At 36.2% G+C, this 18,537-nt stretch carries 17 protein-coding genes; 9 read left to right on the forward strand and 8 right to left on the reverse strand.

The annotated features are described in order from the left end of the window. Nucleotides 1-29 precede the first annotated feature (29 nt). Both AC07N0_RS06685 and AC07N0_RS06690 read left to right on the forward strand, forming a co-directional pair. The gene (locus AC07N0_RS06685) at nt 30-407 is read left to right on the forward strand and encodes a DUF779 domain-containing protein (protein ID WP_492801682.1); all 378 of its coding nucleotides are present in this window, start codon (nt 30-32) and stop codon (nt 405-407) included. 364 nt (nt 408-771) lie between these two features. Further along, a complete protein-coding gene (locus AC07N0_RS06690; protein ID WP_492801684.1) occupies nt 772-1,797 on the forward strand; it encodes an NAD(P)H-dependent glycerol-3-phosphate dehydrogenase in 1,026 nt (341 codons plus the stop codon). Between the two features lie 90 nt (nt 1,798-1,887). Here AC07N0_RS06690 and AC07N0_RS06695 read toward each other — a convergent pair whose 3' ends face one another. The 3 genes from AC07N0_RS06695 to AC07N0_RS06705 form a co-directional block, all read right to left on the reverse strand. Continuing rightward, entirely contained in the window at nt 1,888-2,280 is a 393-nt protein-coding gene (locus AC07N0_RS06695; protein ID WP_494588581.1) for an HIT family protein, read from the reverse strand. 129 nt (nt 2,281-2,409) lie between these two features. Then, nucleotides 2,410-2,919 (reverse strand): gamma carbonic anhydrase family protein, encoded by a 510-nt coding sequence (locus tag AC07N0_RS06700; RefSeq protein WP_492801686.1) that lies wholly within the window; start codon nt 2,917-2,919, stop codon nt 2,410-2,412. A gap of 161 nt (nt 2,920-3,080) precedes the next feature. After that, nucleotides 3,081-3,647 (reverse strand): Riean_0653 family protein, encoded by a 567-nt coding sequence (locus AC07N0_RS06705; RefSeq protein WP_494588582.1) that lies wholly within the window; start codon nt 3,645-3,647, stop codon nt 3,081-3,083. A gap of 202 nt (nt 3,648-3,849) precedes the next feature. Between AC07N0_RS06705 and AC07N0_RS06710 the strand changes: the two genes are divergently transcribed. Then, a complete protein-coding gene (locus AC07N0_RS06710; protein WP_494588583.1) occupies nt 3,850-4,956 on the forward strand; it encodes a DUF2911 domain-containing protein in 1,107 nt (368 codons plus the stop codon). A 59-nt stretch (nt 4,957-5,015) separates the two neighbouring features. On the opposite strand, the gene hemB is transcribed toward AC07N0_RS06710, so the two are convergent. Continuing rightward, on the reverse strand, nt 5,016-5,987 hold the full coding sequence (gene hemB / locus AC07N0_RS06715; protein ID WP_494588584.1) for a porphobilinogen synthase: 972 nt from the start codon (nt 5,985-5,987) through the stop codon (nt 5,016-5,018). A 615-nt stretch (nt 5,988-6,602) separates the two neighbouring features. Here hemB and AC07N0_RS06720 point away from each other — a divergent pair. The 5 genes from AC07N0_RS06720 (at nt 6,603) to AC07N0_RS06740 (ending at nt 14,201) form a co-directional block, all read left to right on the forward strand. Beyond that, nucleotides 6,603-8,426, forward strand: a complete 1,824-nt coding sequence (locus AC07N0_RS06720) for a glycosyltransferase (RefSeq protein WP_492801692.1) — start codon at nt 6,603-6,605, stop codon at nt 8,424-8,426. Nucleotides 8,427-8,573: 147 nt separating this feature from the next. After that, nucleotides 8,574-10,103, forward strand: coding sequence for a GH3 auxin-responsive promoter family protein (locus AC07N0_RS06725; protein WP_494588585.1), 1,530 nt, complete (start codon nt 8,574-8,576; stop codon nt 10,101-10,103). A 255-nt stretch (nt 10,104-10,358) separates the two neighbouring features. Beyond that, complete coding sequence (locus tag AC07N0_RS06730; protein WP_494588586.1) at nt 10,359-10,715, forward strand: winged helix-turn-helix domain-containing protein; 357 nt, start codon at nt 10,359-10,361, stop codon at nt 10,713-10,715. A 71-nt stretch (nt 10,716-10,786) separates the two neighbouring features. After that, nucleotides 10,787-11,524 carry a sulfite exporter TauE/SafE family protein gene (locus tag AC07N0_RS06735; RefSeq protein WP_494588587.1) on the forward strand — a complete coding sequence of 246 codons (738 nt, stop codon included), beginning with the start codon at nt 10,787-10,789 and terminating at the stop codon, nt 11,522-11,524. Nucleotides 11,525-11,582: 58 nt separating this feature from the next. Beyond that, nucleotides 11,583-14,201 carry a TonB-dependent receptor gene (locus tag AC07N0_RS06740; RefSeq protein WP_494588588.1) on the forward strand — a complete coding sequence of 873 codons (2,619 nt, stop codon included), beginning with the start codon at nt 11,583-11,585 and terminating at the stop codon, nt 14,199-14,201. Nucleotides 14,202-14,255: 54 nt separating this feature from the next. Here the strand turns inward: AC07N0_RS06740 and AC07N0_RS06745 are convergent, their stop codons facing one another. From AC07N0_RS06745 to AC07N0_RS06760, 4 genes are all read right to left on the reverse strand, one after another. Then, nucleotides 14,256-14,828: a cytochrome c oxidase subunit 3 gene (locus AC07N0_RS06745; protein ID WP_494588589.1), complete on the reverse strand. Its 573-nt coding sequence runs from the start codon at nt 14,826-14,828 to the stop codon at nt 14,256-14,258. Between the two features lie 82 nt (nt 14,829-14,910). After that, nucleotides 14,911-15,717 (reverse strand): 4-(cytidine 5'-diphospho)-2-C-methyl-D-erythritol kinase, encoded by an 807-nt coding sequence (gene ispE / locus AC07N0_RS06750; RefSeq protein ID WP_494588590.1) that lies wholly within the window; start codon nt 15,715-15,717, stop codon nt 14,911-14,913. 49 nt (nt 15,718-15,766) lie between these two features. Continuing rightward, nucleotides 15,767-16,612 (reverse strand): glycerophosphodiester phosphodiesterase family protein, encoded by an 846-nt coding sequence (locus AC07N0_RS06755; protein ID WP_494588591.1) that lies wholly within the window; start codon nt 16,610-16,612, stop codon nt 15,767-15,769. 65 nt (nt 16,613-16,677) lie between these two features. After that, complete coding sequence (locus AC07N0_RS06760; protein WP_494588592.1) at nt 16,678-17,520, reverse strand: AraC family transcriptional regulator; 843 nt, start codon at nt 17,518-17,520, stop codon at nt 16,678-16,680. Nucleotides 17,521-17,640: 120 nt separating this feature from the next. Between AC07N0_RS06760 and AC07N0_RS06765 the strand changes: the two genes are divergently transcribed. Beyond that, entirely contained in the window at nt 17,641-18,513 is an 873-nt protein-coding gene (locus tag AC07N0_RS06765; protein WP_494588593.1) for a 3-keto-disaccharide hydrolase, read from the forward strand. The last annotated feature ends 24 nt before the right edge of the window (nt 18,514-18,537 follow it).

The raw sequence follows: 18,537 nt of genomic DNA on the forward strand, positions 1-18,537 counted from the left end.
TGACCGATAGCCATTTAATCATAAAATTCATGGACAAAACCCCAAGAGTATTAGTTACTGCCAAGGCAGAGGAGTTAATTGACCGCCTTCGTAAGGAACATGGTCCTATTATGTTTCATCAAAGCGGAGGGTGTTGTGATGGTTCTGCTCCTATGTGTTTTCCTGTTGGTGAATTTAAAACAGGTGCTAACGATGTTTTATTGGGCGAAATTCATGGGTGCGAATTTTTTATGAGTGCCTTTCAGTTTGAATATTGGCAATATACGCAGTTAACATTAGATGTTGTTGAAGGAAGAGGAGCTAGCTTTTCTTTAGAAATACCTTTGGGTCTGCGGTTTATTATTCGGTCACAAGTGTATAGCGAAGAAGAATTACAAAATCTAAGTACAGTTTCAACGGGAGAATAAGCTATTAATCACTAGGGAGGGACTTAAGTCCCTCCCTAGTGATTAATAGCTGTATATAGGAAAGTTTATTTACACTGGCATCAATAAACCATTTTTAGTAAGGAGTCTCAAATAATGAAGATTTATTCATTGTTTGAGACTCCTTTATTTTATCGATTTCTGTCATTAATAGCCAACGAATATTAATCTCTTCAAAATATTGTTTTGTTTTGTTTTCTTTTTGCTCAGAGCCTTGTTAGCTTTGCAAATCAACCTTTGTAGCAATCCGCACAGATGCTTTTAATCATCAAGGGATGGTCTGGGCTAATAATAGATACTTGAACTAATTGTCTTAGTAAAAGTATTTCTTCTCTTAATATTTAACATGACAGAAATACCTGCTTTCAAAAAAGGTTTACCCACACAAATTGCCGTATTGGGCGGTGGTAGTTGGGCAACGGCTATCATCAAAATTTTAACCGAAAACAATGTCAAAGTAAAATGGTGGCTTCGCCGTAAATCGGATGTTGATTTTATTAAAAAATATAATCACAACCCTAGCTATTTAACAGATGCATTGCTTAACCCAAGAAAAGTAAAGGCATATTATAAAATGTACGATGCCCTCTATGGGGTAGATTATGTGATTTTGGCCGTACCCGCAGCTTTTGTGCCTGATGCATTGAAAAATCTTACGCGTAATCATTTCGCAGGAAAGAAAGTAGTATCGGCCATTAAAGGGATGATTCCAGACGAAAATATGTTGGTGACCGACTGGATGGAAAAGGTATTTGGCGTACCCCTTACGCAGATGTGCGTAATTGCTGGGCCATGTCATGCCGAAGAAGTAGCGTTAGAAAAGCAGTCATATTTAACTATTGGGTCGCCCAATATCAATTTAGCCCAAGAGTTTTCTAACTTATTGAGTTGCAGATATATTCAGGCAAACCCTATTGCAGATTTATACGGCGTTGAATACTGTGCAGTAATCAAAAATATTGTAGCAATGGCTTGTGGTATTACCCATGGCTTAGGTTTTGGAGATAACTTTCAGGCGGTGATGGTTTCTAATGCCATGCAGGAAATTAAACGCTTCTTAGACTATGCTTATCCGCAGGCCTCGAGAGATTTGAATAATTCAGGCTATTTAGGCGATTTACTGGTAACGGCTTATTCGCAGTTTTCAAGAAACCGTACTTTTGGAAATATGATTGGTCGTGGGTATTCGGTTAAATCAGCACAGATAGAGATGAATATGGTAGCGGAGGGATATTATGCCGTGAAGAGTATTCATCAAATTAACGAGAAATATGGTGTAGATATGCCAATTATTGATGCAGTCTATAAAATATTATATGAAAGAGCTGCGCCAGTAGCTGAAATCAATATTTTGAAAACATATTTGAAGTAGGATTTGAGAATTTGAAGATTTGAAAATGAATGTAACCCATTCGGTATTTAATCATTTTCAAATCTTCAAATCAACAAATTTTCAAATTAATTATAAAAGTCCTCTGATTTTATCAGCCGTTGCTTTTAATTCTTCTTGTGATGGTTTTAGCTTCTCTCTTGTAAAATTAATATCATTCATCGTATTCAAGGGAATTAAATGAACGTGAGTATGCGGTACCTCCAAGCCAATAACAGATACGCCAATTCTTCGGCATGGAATAGCTTGTTGTAAAGCTGGAGCAATCTTTTTAGCAAAAATCATTAGACCTGCCAATAAATCGTCTTCTAAATCAAAGATATAGTCTATCTCTTTTTTGGGAACTACTAAAGTATGTCCTTCGGCAAGTGGCATAACATCCAAAAATGCAATGAAGTTTTCGTCCTCCGCAATTTTATGGCAAGGAATCTCGCCATTGATAATTTTAGTGAATATTGTTGACATGGAAAAATTTGTTTAAGCTATCAGCTTTGAGCATCAAGCTTTGAGATTTTTAAATTAATAATTTCCTTGTGAAATGGATGATTTAATAGGAAGCTCAAAGCTCATGGCTCAAAGCTAATAGCTAAAAAGCTATTTAAACCATCCTGCATACATGATATAATTATTGGCAGTTCTCATAAATACCTCCGCTGCTTCTGGAGAAATATTCTTTAAGAATTTGGCGGGATTACCTGCATAAATAGTTCCAGCGGGCACACGTGTATTTTGTGTAACGATAGCCCCTGCTGCAATGATTGACCCAGTTTCTATCACAGCCCCATCCATCACGATAGCACCCATACCAATCAATACTTTATCTTCAATCGTACAGCCATGCACAATAGCATTATGGGCAATAGAGACATAATTACCAATGGTTGTTTTGGTTTTCTGATAAGTACAATGGATAATAGCGCCGTCTTGTATATTAGAATTATCACCAATTGAAACGCTATTAACGTCTCCTCTAATAACAGCATTGAACCAAACGGTGCAGTTTTTCCCGAGTGTTACATCACCAACAACGGTAGCGTTTTCGGCTAGCCAACAATTTTCGCCCATAGTAGGCGATACTCCTTTTACAGGTTTTATTAAAGGCATTCTTTTAAGATTAAATTAAATACAAAAACCTTGTTCTTGGTAACAAATATACAAACTAACTGAGCTTAGGCAATAAAAAAAGGTTGTTCAGTGAAATACCAAACAACCCCGAATTAATGTAAAATATAATTGTTTTTGATTGAAAATAATACATTTTAAGATTACTCTTTGATGTCAAACCTGCCATCTTTTAAAGCGACTATTTCAGCAGGATTTTCTTTGTTTTGAAAAGTTACGTTAAAAGTACCCGAATAGATTTTTGAAACAGGGTCAAAACGAATAATATTCACTTCGTTTTCACAACTTTGACAAATAGCGTATTGAGAACAATTGCCGTCTATACACTTTTGATAAACACTCGCAAAAGGTGTAAACTCTACAGCATTTTTAGGGAAATATTTCATGAACTGGTATTTGCCAGTATCCTGAACATTATTAATCATAAAGCTAATCGACTCTAAAGTATTTTGATTAGTTACGGTTAATTTGAGTGTCGTATTTTGATACTTACCCCATACTACTGGAGCTGGCTTAAAATTCGGGTTGGCTTGGTATCGCTGAAAGGGTGTCCAGATAGTTCCATTAATTTTTGCACCAAAAGTTTGTTTTCCAATCTGAGTAATTTCGGGCAATGTATCTGGATGGACATAGTCGTTCATCTCACAGCTAAGGAGTGAAAATGACAGCATAAAGATAATTAAGTACCGATTTTTTCTCATATAAAGCATCCTAAGAAATCCAGTTTTGCGAATTTATAAATAATCTTTAATTAAAATGCACTAATCTAAGAAATTTATTTTAAATTATTTTAAGAATATGATTTACGCTAAAAATATACGTAAAAAAAAGACTATGTTGAGAAATCGTTGATTATAAATATTTTTTTAGTAAATCATTTTCGTCTTTTGTCAAAAAATAAATCTAAAAAACATGAAAAAAATCATTTTAGCATTATTCCTATCAATATTCTTTATGTTGGATGGAACGGCTCAATTAACAGTTCCACCCAACGGTGGAAATAAAATGGCTTCTATTAGCGAAAGGATAGGATTAACAGATGTAACAATTAATTACCACCGCCCTGGCGTAAAAGGACGCGAAGGTAAAATTTGGGGGCAATTAGTGCATTATGGCTTTGCAGATTTGGGTTTTGGCACATCTGTGTCGGCACCTTGGCGAGCAGGCGCTAATGTAAATACGACGATTAGTTTTTCAACACCTGTAAAAATTGAAGGACAAGCACTGCCAGCTGGTAAATATGGGTTGTTTATGGCAGTACAAGAAAATGAGGTAACAATTATTTTTTCAAAAAATGCTACGTCGTGGGGAAGCTATTATTATGATGAAAAAGAAGATGCTTTACGCGTAAAAGTAAAACAACTGAAAGACCAACCTTTAGTTGAATGGCTAAAGTACGAGTTTGTTGACCAAACTGAAAAATCGGCTACGGTAGCTTTGTTATGGGAAAAATGGAAGATTCCTTTTAAGATAGAAGTTGATGTACATGCTGTTGTTTTGGCTTCTATGCGTGATGAACTGAGAGGTGAAAAGGGCGGTACTTGGCAAACTTTAAATCAAGCAGCTAACTATTGTTTACAAAACAATGTAAACTTAGAAGAGGGATTGTCATGGGCAGAACGCTCTATTACCGAACGCTATGTAGGCGAAGCTAATTTTACCACATTAAGTACAAAAGCTGAAATCTTGAAACTGTTGGGCAGAACAGCCGAAGCTGAAACGATAATGAAAGAAGCTTTACCCAAAGGAAATATGCTGGAAATACATCAATATGCCAGAGCATTATTGAAACAGAAAAAAACACAAGAAGCCTTTGAAGCATTTAAACTCAATGCCAGTAAAAATCCAAATGAATACACTCCTTTGGTTGGTTTGACAAGAGGATATTCCGCTTTGGGAGATTATAAAAATGCGTTGAAGCAAGCAAAATTAGCCATTGCCATTGCGCCAAATGATGTAGAAAAAGATAATGTAGCCAAAATGATTAAAACACTTAGCGAAGGAAAAGACATTAATTGAATTAAACAAAAAGGGTAAAAGTTCGATAGACTTTTACCCTTTTTTATTAACAGTTACCATTATTTTGTAAGGCTTGCATATTCTTTGGCAAAGTAGGTCAATATTACTTTAGCACCAGCTCTTTTGATAGACGTCAGGCATTCAACCATTGTTTTGGTGCCATCCAACCATCCATTTTGCGCAGCAGCTTTTACCATAGCATATTCGCCAGAAACGTTATAAGCAGCAATTGGAATATCAAAATTATCATTCAACGATTTGATAACATCCAGATAAGCCAAAGCAGGTTTCACCATCAAAAAGTCAGCTCCTTCGCTATAATCAAGTTCTGCTTCAATTAAGGCTTCACGCACATTGGCAGGGTTCATCTGATATGTTTTTTTGTCCCCAAACTTAGGTGCAGAATCTAAGGCATCACGGAAGGGGCCATAAAAAGCGGAAGCATACTTCGCAGAATATGCCATAATAGAAACATTGATAAAGCCTTTGCTATCCAGTGCCTCGCGGAGTACTCTTACACGTCCGTCCATCATGTCTGAGGGGCCAACAATATCAGCACCAGCTTCTGCTTGAGCCACCGTCATTTTTGCTAAAATCTCTAAGCTTTCGTCATTCAGGATATTTCCTTTTTCATCCACATACCCATCATGTCCATCAGAAGAATAAGGGTCCATCGCTACATCCGACATAATGGCGATGGATGGAAACTTACTTTTAATCTGATGAATGGCTTCTAAATAAATATTTCCTTGGCGATAGCTTTCAGAGGCAATTTTATCTTTTTTGTCTTCAGGCAATAACGGAAAAAGTGCAATAGAACGAATCCCTAGGTCCTGAACAACAGACATTTCTTCTAATATCTTATCAATAGAATACCTGTAAACACCAGGCATTGATTTTACTTCGCTAGTTAGGTTGTTGCCTTCCATCACAAACATCGGGTAGATAAAATCATTAACCGATAAAGTTGTTTCTTCTACCATCGCACGAATAGCTGCTGACTGGCGATTTCTTCTGGGTCTTCTTAGCATAATTATAATTGTTGTTCTCTGGTTTTGCTGATTTTATTCAGCCACAAAGTTCGTAAAACCTTCGAACAAATTTTGGAATATTTTAACTTTAATATTTACCTGATGATAGAAGTATTTACGTGTTTGTTGATTATAAACCTAGATTTTTACGTTTTATAAACAGTATCATAGATATTGCTCTATCTCTTTTACAACCACGATAAAGTATTATTTTGTTCAGTTATTCAGCAAAAAAACTAAAAAAACGAAAACATTTATCCTTAAAAAGAGTAAATATGATGTTAATTACTACATAATATCAAAAGCGTTAAATATTAATTAGAATTAAGCACAAAATTGTCCTCATTCTTTTAGATTTGTATTCGATTTATCAGCAATGTGTATTACTTTTAGGATAAGTATATATAATAGTAACAACATTTAAAGACAGTCTTGTATTTCATTATAAGCATTTTTTATAAATAAATATAGATTACAAAATATTACTTTGGCTTGAAATAGTAATAAAATTTAGGCAAAAGTAAAATTGATTTTATTTTAATTTTTCTTGAAATATGAATATTACTTACGTTCATATTTGTAAACAGAAAATATTCTAAAACTTAATACCGACGAATGGAAATTCAAAACCCTCTCACATCATCCGCTAATAAGCAAAAAGTTTTAATTGAAATTGCTTGGGAAACCTGTAACCAAGTTGGTGGAATCTACACCGTAATTCGTACCAAAGTGCCATCAATGGTTGAAAAGTGGGGTAATAATTATTTTTTGTTAGGGCCATATTTTCCACAAACAGCTTCGGCTGAATTTGAACCTATTCACGATTTGGACGATTCAATTTTGGGTAAAACCATTCAGAAAATGCGTTCGATGGGTTTGGGCGTACATTATGGATATTGGTTAGTAACAGGAAAACCTAGAATTGTATTGTTTGATTTAGCTACAGTTGCTGATAGACTTAATCAGATAAAAGCAAATCTGTGGGATAAACATCAAGTATCAACGCTACATGTTGAAGATATCGTAAACCAAACAATATTGTTTGGAGAAATGATTCGTATTTTTTTAACAGAATTGGCCAATGATCAAGGAAATAAAACGGAAATAGTTGCTCATATTCACGAATGGATGTCGGCTACTTGTATTCCTGATTTGAGAAAAGATAATGTTAAAATCGCTACTGTTTTTACTACCCATGCTACCATGCTAGGGCGTTATTTAGCAGGAAACGTACCTGATTTTTATGATAAATTACATACATTCAATTGGCTAGACGAAGCTCGTCATTATGGTATCGAAGCCCAAGCCACCATCGAACGCTTGGCGGCTAATATGTGTCATGTAATGACAACGGTGAGTGATGTAACTGCCAGAGAATGCGAGTTCTTGTTGGGTAAAGTACCAGACTTGATTCTACCGAATGGATTAAATATTACCCGATTCTCGGCTATGCACGAACATCAAAATTTACATACGCTTTTTAAAGACCGTATCAATGAATTTGTGATGGGGCACTTTTTCCAGAGTCAGCCTTTTGATTTAAGTAAAACACTTTACTTTTTTACGTCGGGTAGATACGAGTTTTCAAACAAAGGCTATGATATTACTTTAGAAGCCTTAGCACGTTTGAACTGGAAAATGAAACAAGCCAAAATAGATAAAACGGTTGTGATGTTTTTTATTACTAAACAGCCTTATCATTCTATTGACCCTGAGGTATTACAATCAAGAGCGGTAATGGACGAAATTCATGAAACTTGTAATGCTATTGAAAAACAAATAGGCGAGAAACTTTTCAACGCTTCGGCTTCGGCAACAGATTTACAGATGCCAGATTTGAACGGCTTCATTGATGAATACTGGCGTTTGCGTTTGCGTAGAACCATTCAAACTTGGAAAACTAACAAGCGTCCGAAAGTAGTAACACACTTGTTGAAAAATGAAGATGGGATTACGGATTATACCAAAAAAGCAAATCTGATGAACAATCCTGATGACAAAGTAAAAATTGTTTATCACCCAGACTTTATCGTTTCGACAAACCCACTTTTTGGACTTGATTATGGGCAATTTGTAAGAGGCTGTAATTTGGGTGTTTTCCCAAGCTATTACGAACCTTGGGGTTATACGCCGCTTGAATGTATTGCCAGAGGAGTTCCTACGATTACTTCAGACCTATCAGGCTTTGGTGATTATATGATGCAAATCATGCGTGACTATGAACAATGGGGCGTAATGGTAGTAAACCGTAAAACGCAAGATTTCCACAAAGCCGCAGAACAACTTTCAGAGATGCTTTTGAAATTTGTAAAACAGTCGCTTCGTGAAAGAATTACCCAGCGAAATCGTGTAGAAAGTATTTCTGATACATTTGATTGGAGCAACCTACGAGCATATTATGATACCGCTCAGGACTTAGCCTTAAAGAGAAGAAAATAAGAATTAATAGGAAGTCGGCCGTTGAAAGCTGACTTCTGTATTTTTAGCATAGCGTCGCCCTATTATTTGCTTACTTGATACATTCAATAAATTCTATTAAGTTTGTAAATAGACAATCTCTAATTTTAAAGCCGACATTCTTAACTTATGGATATTCTTAATGAAACAATCGCTTGGTTGATGAAGAGACGTTTGCCCCGTATCCAGTCTTTTATGGAACGACCTATGGAAACGCAGGAAGATATGTTTTGGAGTCTTATTGAGTCGGCAAGACATACAGAATGGGGAAAAAAATATGATTATCAGTCAATTTCTTCCATCAAGCAGTTTCAAGAAAGAGTACCCATTTCAAATTACGAAAGCCTTTATCCTTATATTGAAAGAATGATGCGTGGAGAACAAAATGTTCTGTGGCATTCTGACATTCAATATTTCTCAAAATCTTCTGGCACAACCAACGCTCGCAGTAAATATATTCCTGTTTCTAAAGAATCTCTGGACGATTGTCATTTCATGGGTGGAAAAGACATGATGACACTTTTGGTAGAAAACAAACCTGATACAGCCGTTTTTTCTGGCAAAGGTCTTTCTATTGGTGGAAGCTTGCAGTCTAATCAGTTAAATGCACGCACTTATCTTGGTGATGTTTCGGCTGTAGTCATGAAAAATCTTCCGATTTGGGCTCAACTCATTCGTACACCATCTTTGGATGTTGCCTTGATGAATGTGTGGGAAGAGAAGATTCAAAAAATGGCGGAGGTAACCTCCCAAGAAAATGTTACGAGTATCTTGGGCGTGCCTACTTGGACTTTAGTGTTGATTGAAAAGATACTAGAAATTACGGGTAAAGATAATATCTTGGAAGTATGGCCAAATTTTGAGTTCTTCATTCACGGAGCAGTGGCTTTTCAACCTTATCGTGAAATGTTCAGTCATCAGGTTTTTCCATCTTCCTCTGTAAATTATCTTGAAATCTATAATGCCTCCGAAGGATTTTTTGGGATTCAAGATGATTTCAACCGAAAAGATGAAATGCTTTTGATGCTTGATTATGGCATTTTCTATGAGTTTATTCCGATGGAAGAAATTGAGTTAGCTCATCCAAAAGCACTGACAATTGAGGAAGTAGAACTTAATAAAAATTACGCTATTCTTATTTCGACTAACTCAGGGTTATGGCGTTATAAAATTGGTGATACTGTAAGGTTTACTTCTCGTTACCCTTTCAGGATTAAAATATCGGGTAGAACCAAGCACTTTATCAATGCTTTTGGCGAAGAATTGATTATTGAGAATGCCGAAATAGCCATTACGCGTGCCTGCGAAGCAACGGGTGCTATTTTGAGCGATTATACTGCTGGCCCAGTATATATGGATAACAAGCAACAGGGCTGTCATGAATGGATTATTGAATTCTCGCAAGCACCAAACGACCAGCAGGTATTCAATGCGGTGTTGGATGAAACGCTAAGAGAAATCAATTCTGATTATGATGCCAAAAGATATAAAGATATGGTATTGAGTCCCCCTAAGGTAAATGTAGTACCGAAGGAGACTTTTTATGCTTGGATGCGTAATCGTGGGAAATTAGGCGGACAACATAAAGTACCAAGATTGAGTAATTCACGAGAATTTTTAGAACAAATTTTAGTATTAGCTAAAGAGGTGTGTGTTTGATAGCTTTGAGCCGTGAGCGATGAGCTGTCAGCCTTGAGCAATGAGCAATGAGTAATGAGCTTTTGGATGTCGACTTTCAGCTTTCAGTTATGAGCTATCCCTAAAATCAAAAAGTCTTTAGTCTTTAGTCTTTAGTCTTTAGTCTTTAGTCTTTAGTCTTTAGTCTTTAGTCTTTAGTCTTTAGTCTTTAGTCTAGTATCTTTTGTCTAAAAATCTTAAAGTCCAAAATCCTAAAGTCCAGAAAGAGTCAAAAAAATGAAAACCCTTCTTCCAACAAATAAAGACGTATGTGTAAAAGGAACAATTTGGATAGAAAACCATGATGGTTCAGAGCGTTTTTTAGGCAAAGGACGAATTCAATTATTAGAACTGATTATTGAACACGGGTCAATCTCCAAAGCAGCCAAAGCAATGGAAATGTCCTATAAAAGAGCGTGGGATTTGATTACTTCGATGAATACTCAAGCAACCAAACCTTTTGTGATAACACAAGTAGGAGGTAAAAGCGGTGGAGGCACCATCGTTACGCCAGAAGGGCTCCAAGCCATTGAAGTTTACAAGTCTCTTCAAGCTCGTTTTCAGGCATTTCTCGCCCAAGAAAATCAAAAATAGTCAATAGGTGATTTTTTCTATGTGATGGATTTATTGAAAAACGCTATATTTGTTGAAATATAACGTTTAATATGGATGCAACTTTCCTTTTGATGCTATTGCTTTTAAGCATAGTAGCATTTTTATATTCTTCTGTAGGGCATGGCGGTGCGAGTGGTTATTTGGCAGTCATGGCGATTGTGGGAGTAGCTCCTTCCTTAATGAAATCTTCGGCCTTGATTATGAATCTTGCCGTTTCCCTTTTCTCATTTTTTGGATTTTATCGGGCAGGGCATTTTAAGTTTAAACTATTCTGGCCTTTTGCGATAGCCAGTATTCCCTTGGCTTATTTAGGAGGAACCATGACCCTTTCAGATGCCATCTATAAGAAAATTCTAGCCGTTTGTATTCTTATTTCCATTGCACGTTTACTATATCAGTTCAAACAAGAAGAAACCGAAAATAAGGAAGTACCCCTCTGGGCAGGACTGACCTCTGGGGGAATAATCGGTCTGTTGTCTGGTATGATTGGCATAGGCGGAGGCATCGTTTTGAGTCCACTTATGCTGTTGATGAAATGGGCAAAACTGAAAGAAACTGCGGCAGTTTCTGCACTTTTCATTTTTGTTAATTCTCTTTCTGGGTTATACGGACAAATTGCAAAAGGAAATATGCATATTCCAGAAAACCTACAATGGGCTATTTGTGCTACTGTTTTAGGGGGCTTACTAGGCTCGTACTTTGGAAGTCAAAAGTTTAACCTACCTACGCTTCGTTACTTGTTGGCTTTGGGACTAATAATTGCCTCTGCTAAATTGATATTTACTTAATAGCTTTTCGGCTACTTATCTAAACTTTATCTAATATTTTAACAACAAAGTTACCTCTATGATAACAACTCTATTCAAATGTTTATCGTTATATTTTACAAAATATAATGCCTTTAAAACAAAACATTCCTTTTTACTGCTCGGTTTGGTCGCAATAAGTTTTACAGCCCAATCTCAGAAAAAAATCCAACAGATAGTTTACAAAGATACTATTCGACAGTTATCAGAAGTAGTCGTAACAGCATCAAGAACGCCCGAAAGTGTGTTGAAATCGCCCATAAGTATTGCTTTATTGGATAATAGAACGATTCAAAATGCAGCCGCTCCTTCCTTTTATGATGCTATCGAAAACATCAAGGGTGTTCAATTACTGACGTCAAGTTTAGGGTTTAAAGTATATAATACGCGTGGTTTTGCAAACCCTACTAATGTACGATTTGTGCAATTGGTAGATGGTGTCGATAACCAAGCACCTCATATAGGTTCGCCTATTGCTAGTGCTTTAGCACCTACCGATTTGGATGTTGACCATGTTGAGATTCTGCATGGAGCGGCTTCTGCCTTATACGGAATGAATGCCCTAAATGGGTTAGTGAATATTTTCTCTAAAAATCCATTCGAATATCAAGGACTTAGTTTTCAACAAAAAACAGGTATCAATCATTTTAATGATAACAATGCTTCTGTACATATTTTTAGTGAAAGCTCCATTCGTTGGGCAAAGGCATTTAATAACACTTTTGCCACAAAAATCAATGTTGAATACCTGACGGGTTATGATTGGATTTCGGATAATAACAGCGATTTGAACCCGAATGGGAATGCTAGCTTAAACCTTTTTGGAAAGGACAATCCTGCTTATGACGGTATCAATGGATATGGAAATGAATCGTCGAATAGAAGAAATTTGACTTTAGGAGGCAAACGTTATTCTGTCGCCCGAACAGGATACATGGAAAAAGAAATTGCTGATTTTTCTCTTAGAAATATCAAAGGAGACATTAGCTTATTCGTTCGCCCTATTAAAAACTGGGAGATTGCTTATACTTATCGCTTCGGAGTATTAGATAATCTTTACCAACGTACTAACCGCTTTCGATTGAATGACTACCGCATCGACCAACATAGTGTTAGCTTAAAGACGCCCTCTATTCAAGCAAAAATCTATATGACTCACGAGAATACTGGACAGTCATATAACATTCGTTCAATGGCGGAGAATATCGACCGTAGTTTTAAAGGGGATGATGCTTGGTTTACAGATTTTACCAATCAATTCAATGCTAGTACGAATACAGGTAAAAGTGTTACCGAAGCATTGCAATTAGCCCGTAGCCAAGCTGATAAAGGAAGACCTCAACCTCATACAGCCGAATTTGATGCCTTAATCAAGAAATTAGGCGATATTAATAACTGGGACATTGGGGCGGCTTTACGCGTACAATCGTGGTTATATCATGCAGAGGCACAAGCAGATTTAACCCAACAGTTATTGAGTAACTTACGAGAGAAATGGGGACTGAATATCCTAACAGGTATTGATTACAGAACGTTTGAAGTAGTACCCGATGGAAATTACTTTATTAATCCTACAAAGCCTGATCAAAACCTGACTTATGATAAAGTAGGAGGGTTTGTGCAATTAACAAAATTGTTTTTGAATGATAAACTCAAATTCAATGGAGCTTTGAGAGCCGATAAAAATCAGTATTTTGATTTACGATGGAATCCGAGAGTAGCCCTTGTTTACTCGCCTACTGACGACCAGAATATTAGAATTTCCTATCAAAATGCCTATCGTTTTCCAAGTCTTTTTGAGGCCTTCTCGAATGTCAACAGCGGAGGTGTAAAAAGAGTAGGAGGCTTGCCGATAATGTCTCAGGGGATTTTTGAAAACTCTTATTTCAAAACGTCTATCGATGCTTTTCAAACGGCTATTACCAACGATGTCAATAAAAATGGGTTAACAACGGCACAGGCAGTGGTGAAGAACAAAGGACTCTTGAAGAAAAATGATTATGGCTATATTCAGCCTGAATCAGTCAATAGTTTTGAAATTGGATATAAAGGACAGTGGTTTGATAAGCGACTATACGTTGACATTAATTTTTATTATAATCAATACCAAAACTTTATGGCTCAAGTAGAAACAAATCTACCGCTTACTGCCAGTGCAAATTCCGATTCAATCGCCTTTGCCTTGAACAACCGTACTAAAAATCAACGCTATCGTTTATGGACAAACTCTAAAACCACGGTTTTTAACTATGGAGGAAGTATCGGTTTGAGTTATAGGGTTTATAAAACGTTTATGCTTTCGGGGAATGCCTCGTATGCTCAGTTAGACCATAAGACTACGAACGATGGATTAGAGGAGGCTTTTAATACGCCAAGATGGATTATGAATGTATCAATCAGTAATCGAAAAATTACAGAACGATTAGGGTTTAATATCAACCTGAAATGGCAAGAAGAGTTCTTATGGCAATCATCTTTAGCGACGGGCAATGTACCTGCCTATTCAACACTAGACGGGCAACTGACGTATGCTTTGCCAGCACAAAACTTGACACTGAAATTAGGAGGAACAAACCTTTTAAATAAATATTACTATAACTTTTTGGCTGGGCCAAGTGTGGGAGGCTTTTATTATCTAAGTGCAACTTTTAATCTTTAGTATACTCGTGGATTTGTGATTATACGTTTGACTACGAAATCGCAAATCCACCTTTTAGTTTTGCCAAAGTAGAAACAAGAAAAGTAAAATCCAGAGTAAATCTACAAAGTGCCAATAAAATACAATCAGATTGATTTTTAATTGATTCGGAGGATTAACGGAATATACAAAGGAATCGATATACGGAATCCTTTTGATTGCCTCCAGAAATATCTTGATTAGAAAAAACAGTCCTACCAGAAGATGTAAGATATGTAATCCTGAAAGGATATAGACAAACCCACGGGCAGTTCGGAGGTTATTATCTATATTAAGCGATAATAGTTGTTGCCAGCCCACTAATTGCATCACAACAAAGAGTAAGCCTAGCACAACGGTAATACCCGTATAAATACGATAATTCAGGAATTTATCTTCTTTAAAATTCGAATTTCCTAAATGAAGCGTCAGGCTACTGATTAACATTAGCAAAGTACTTACCCAAAAAATAGGAGGTAATATCAGTTTACCAAAACCAGCATTGGGTCTTTCAATGCCCAAATAGGTTAACAATAAGCCTAGAAACATCAATCCACTTCCGAAGATTGCCATCTGGAGCATAAATTTAAAAGGTTCTCTGCGTTGCATATTTGTATTTAATCTTAAGTTTAGACTACTACAGAGGAAAATTTAGTAATTAGTTTTCAAATTAGCGTATCTTCAAATCAATTTATAGTTTCCCTTCCCAAACGGCGTATTCTTCAAAGTATTTTTTTGCTTCTATTGCTTCTTCAAAAATTCCAAAGACAGTTGAACCTGAGCCAGTCATGCTTGCATACGAAGCTCCAAGCTCGTATAATTTATTCTTGATGTTTTCGATACGTGGATATTTGGGTAAGAGATGCGTTTCAAAATCATTTTTTACCACATTTTTCCATGTTTGAACAGGTGCACTCAATACTTCTTTTAAATCAGTTTCACTCTTTTGTGGCTTTACGCCTGAATAAGCCTCAGCCGTAGAAATATGAATGTTAGGGTTTACCGATACGATAAACTTTCCCGCTAAATCAATAGTAATATCAGCAAATTCATCTCCTTTCCCGAAACAATATTGTGGCTGATTTTGAATAAAAAAGGCACAATCACTCCCCAAACGGCGAGCGTAGTTTTCCATTTGCGCTACTGATAATTGTAACGCAAAAAGTTCGTTCAAAGTTTTGATAGTAAAGGCACAATCTGCTGAACCTCCTCCCATGCCTGCCCCAATTGGAACAACTTTATGGAGATGAATACTGACAGGTGGAATATCAAAATCTTGTTTTAATAAATGATAGGCTTTTAAGCAAAGATTACTGTCTGGATTCCCCGGAATAGGCAAGCCTGTGCTTTTAAAAGATAATTCATTGGCTGGTAAAATCTCTAAGATATCGCACCAACCTACAGGATAAAAACAAGACTCGAGGTTATGAAAACCGTCTGGACGTTTTTCAGTGATGTATAAACCAATATTGATTTTTGCGTTTGGGAAAGTAACCATCAGACTTTTATAATTGAAAATGTAAAAACAAAAATACTTTACAAAACGCCTATTTCCATAATTTTAAGGCCCTGTCTGGATAATCGGTAATGAGTCCATCAGTTCCAATATTTTTCATGGCTAGCATATCAGTCGTTTCATTGACCGTCCAAGGAATTACTTTCATCCCTTTTTGATGACACATCGCTACTTTTCCTTTAGTCAATTGTTTGAAATAGGGACTGAAAACATCGGGGATAAAACCCAGTTTTTGCAAAGATGGCTCAACGCCCTCACGCTCAACCAAAGCCGATAAAGTACATCTATCATATTGCCTCTTTTGGATTTGCTGATGCCAAAAACGAAGGACATTAAAATCAAAACTTTGGATAATTACCCTTTCAAAAGGAATGTATTGGATGATGGTTTGGTAAACTAAATTAGCAAATACTTCAATGTTTTCAGGCTGAGAAAAACCATACTCTTTTGCTTCTGACTTGATTTCTATGTTATAATGAATAGGAGCAAGGCTTTTTTCTTGGCTATATGCTTCACAAAAAGCCAACATTTCATTTAATAAAGGTTTGTTAGTTGCCAGTTTCTGTTGTTCAGGAAAAAGCCTATTGCCACGCAAACCAGTATCATACTGCCTGATTTCGTCATAAGTCATCTGATATAAATTCAGTGCTTTTTCTTCCTTTTTAGTAACAGCTAAACCATTTGGATGGGTTGAAAAAAGTGCATTGATATAGGGTTCATGCGAAACCACTACCTGATGGTTTTTAGTAATACAAACATCCAACTCTAACGTTTCAACACCTAAATCCAATGCTTTTTTAAAAGCTGGAATAGTGTTTTCGGGCATCAGTCCACGGCAACCTCTGTGTCCTTCTATTTCAAATGCTTTCTGTTGCATAAGTAATGATTAGAAATTAGTTATTGATGATTAGAAAATGACTACACCAAAGCCTTTTGAAAGAATTAAGATAAAGAAATTTTCCTAAAAGTAGTGGGAGTACTACCTGTGTATTTTCTAAACTGTTTACAAAAATGACTTTCGTCGGTATATCCAAATTCATCAGCAATTTCTGTTAGGGTTAGTTGGCTGTACAACAAGCGGGCTTCGATGAGTTTGATTTTGTGCTTGATGATATATTGTTTCAAGGATTCGCCAGTGTGCTTTTTGAAAAAGATGCTGATATAAGCAGGTGCATAATTGAATACTTCTGCTAAATGTTCTACACTCAATTCGGTTGGCTTATAAATGTGCTGCTTGATGTACATCAGGATAGCTTCTACGGAATCTTGAAGGACTGGCTTGACGGGAGTCTGACCAAATAAATTTCGGGCAAGAATCATCATCATACTTCTCATTAAACTATCACGAATGATTTCAAAGTATTGAGATTGGCGAGCCTCGTATTCTTTTTCCAATACCATTAACAGGTTGTGTAATTTCTGCTTCTCTTGTTTGTCTTTTACGATAGAACCACGGCTTTGGGAGGAGGTGTAGAGCAAGGTTTTCATTATCTGTTGCCATGCACTGTCTTTTTCTCCTATTTGTTGATGAAACGACTCATTGAAACGGATAAAACAAAATTCTGTTAAGTCATGTATTTCAAAATCATGATAATCTTCTGGTCCTAACAGAAAAACGTCTCCTTCTGAATATTGAAAAGTATTTCTATTGATGTTATGAATGCCATTTCCTTGTAGGATAAAAATAATCTCGAAATAGGTATGCTTATGTACCGAGTGCATCCATTTCGTAGTCTCGAAATGATAAATATTAAAAGGGGTATGCAGTACATATCGTTTCATCATTATCTTATTAATAAAGCCATAAAAGTACCGAAAAATATTAGATTTTTACAACCTGTACTGATTTGCTTTGAAGTAGTTTTACAACTGTATAACCAACATACAAATAAAATAAATATAACTATGAAACGTATATATCTATCAATTACGCTGTTATTGTGTATTGTTTTGCTTCCTTCAATCAGTAAACCTGATGAATGGGAGCCACTTTTAGACAAAGACCTTACCCAATGGGAAACATATTTAAGCTATCGGCATAAAAATGATTATAATGGAAAAATACCGAAAGACTCATTAGGGAATCCTATTCAACCTATTGGTTATAATAAAGACGATACGCATGTATTTTCTACATTGAATGAACCGAATGGTCCAGTTTTAAAAGTAAGTGGGGAAATATATGGTTGTCTAATTACACGCAAGTCATACGAAAATTATCACCTTAAACTTCAAGTAAAATGGGGTAAACAAAAATATGAACCAAGGAAAAACAAATTGCGAGATTCGGGCATACTTTATCATTCCATCGGAGAAGCAGGTGCAGAATATTGGCATTCGTGGATGCTTTCTCAGGAGTTTCAAATTATGGAAGGACACACGGGCGATTATTGGTGTCAAGCTAATTCAGCCATTGATATACGCTCTTTTCCCTCAGAAGGTGTTATGAGTAGCATTGCCGATGCAAAACAACCATTCGGTACATTCAAAAAAGGAAGTGATTATTATTGTATGCGTTCTGATAACTATGAAAGTCCTAAAGGAGAATGGACAACACTAGAGCTAATTTGCTTTAATGGCAAAAGCCTTCATATTGTCAATGGACACGTTGTAATGGTACTTAAAAGCTCACGATATATTACACCAGATGGAAAAGAAGTACCAATGACTAGTGGTAAGATTCAAGTGCAAAGCGAGGCAGCCGAAACATTTTATCGTGACATTCGGATAAAACCATTGACCGCTATGCCTAAAATGTATGAAGGATTATTTAAATAGAAAATTACTCATTCCATAAACTTC

Source organism: Arcicella sp. GW821-FHT09D11, assembly GCF_059416265.1.

Coding starts and splice junctions, on each gene's coding strand:
- AC07N0_RS06685 (WP_492801682.1), top strand. CDS start 30: ATGGACAAAACCCCAAGAGTATTAGTTACTGCCAAGGCAGAGGAGTTA.
- AC07N0_RS06690 (WP_492801684.1), top strand. CDS start 772: ATGACAGAAATACCTGCTTTCAAAAAAGGTTTACCCACACAAATTGCC.
- AC07N0_RS06695 (WP_494588581.1), bottom strand. CDS start 2,280: ATGTCAACAATATTCACTAAAATTATCAATGGCGAGATTCCTTGCCAT.
- AC07N0_RS06700 (WP_492801686.1), bottom strand. CDS start 2,919: ATGCCTTTAATAAAACCTGTAAAAGGAGTATCGCCTACTATGGGCGAA.
- AC07N0_RS06705 (WP_494588582.1), bottom strand. CDS start 3,647: ATGCTTTATATGAGAAAAAATCGGTACTTAATTATCTTTATGCTGTCA.
- AC07N0_RS06710 (WP_494588583.1), top strand. CDS start 3,850: ATGAAAAAAATCATTTTAGCATTATTCCTATCAATATTCTTTATGTTG.
- hemB (WP_494588584.1), bottom strand. CDS start 5,987: ATGCTAAGAAGACCCAGAAGAAATCGCCAGTCAGCAGCTATTCGTGCG.
- AC07N0_RS06720 (WP_492801692.1), top strand. CDS start 6,603: ATGGAAATTCAAAACCCTCTCACATCATCCGCTAATAAGCAAAAAGTT.
- AC07N0_RS06725 (WP_494588585.1), top strand. CDS start 8,574: ATGGATATTCTTAATGAAACAATCGCTTGGTTGATGAAGAGACGTTTG.
- AC07N0_RS06730 (WP_494588586.1), top strand. CDS start 10,359: ATGAAAACCCTTCTTCCAACAAATAAAGACGTATGTGTAAAAGGAACA.
- AC07N0_RS06735 (WP_494588587.1), top strand. CDS start 10,787: ATGGATGCAACTTTCCTTTTGATGCTATTGCTTTTAAGCATAGTAGCA.
- AC07N0_RS06740 (WP_494588588.1), top strand. CDS start 11,583: ATGATAACAACTCTATTCAAATGTTTATCGTTATATTTTACAAAATAT.
- AC07N0_RS06745 (WP_494588589.1), bottom strand. CDS start 14,828: ATGCAACGCAGAGAACCTTTTAAATTTATGCTCCAGATGGCAATCTTC.
- ispE (WP_494588590.1), bottom strand. CDS start 15,717: ATGGTTACTTTCCCAAACGCAAAAATCAATATTGGTTTATACATCACT.
- AC07N0_RS06755 (WP_494588591.1), bottom strand. CDS start 16,612: ATGCAACAGAAAGCATTTGAAATAGAAGGACACAGAGGTTGCCGTGGA.
- AC07N0_RS06760 (WP_494588592.1), bottom strand. CDS start 17,520: ATGATGAAACGATATGTACTGCATACCCCTTTTAATATTTATCATTTC.
- AC07N0_RS06765 (WP_494588593.1), top strand. CDS start 17,641: ATGAAACGTATATATCTATCAATTACGCTGTTATTGTGTATTGTTTTG.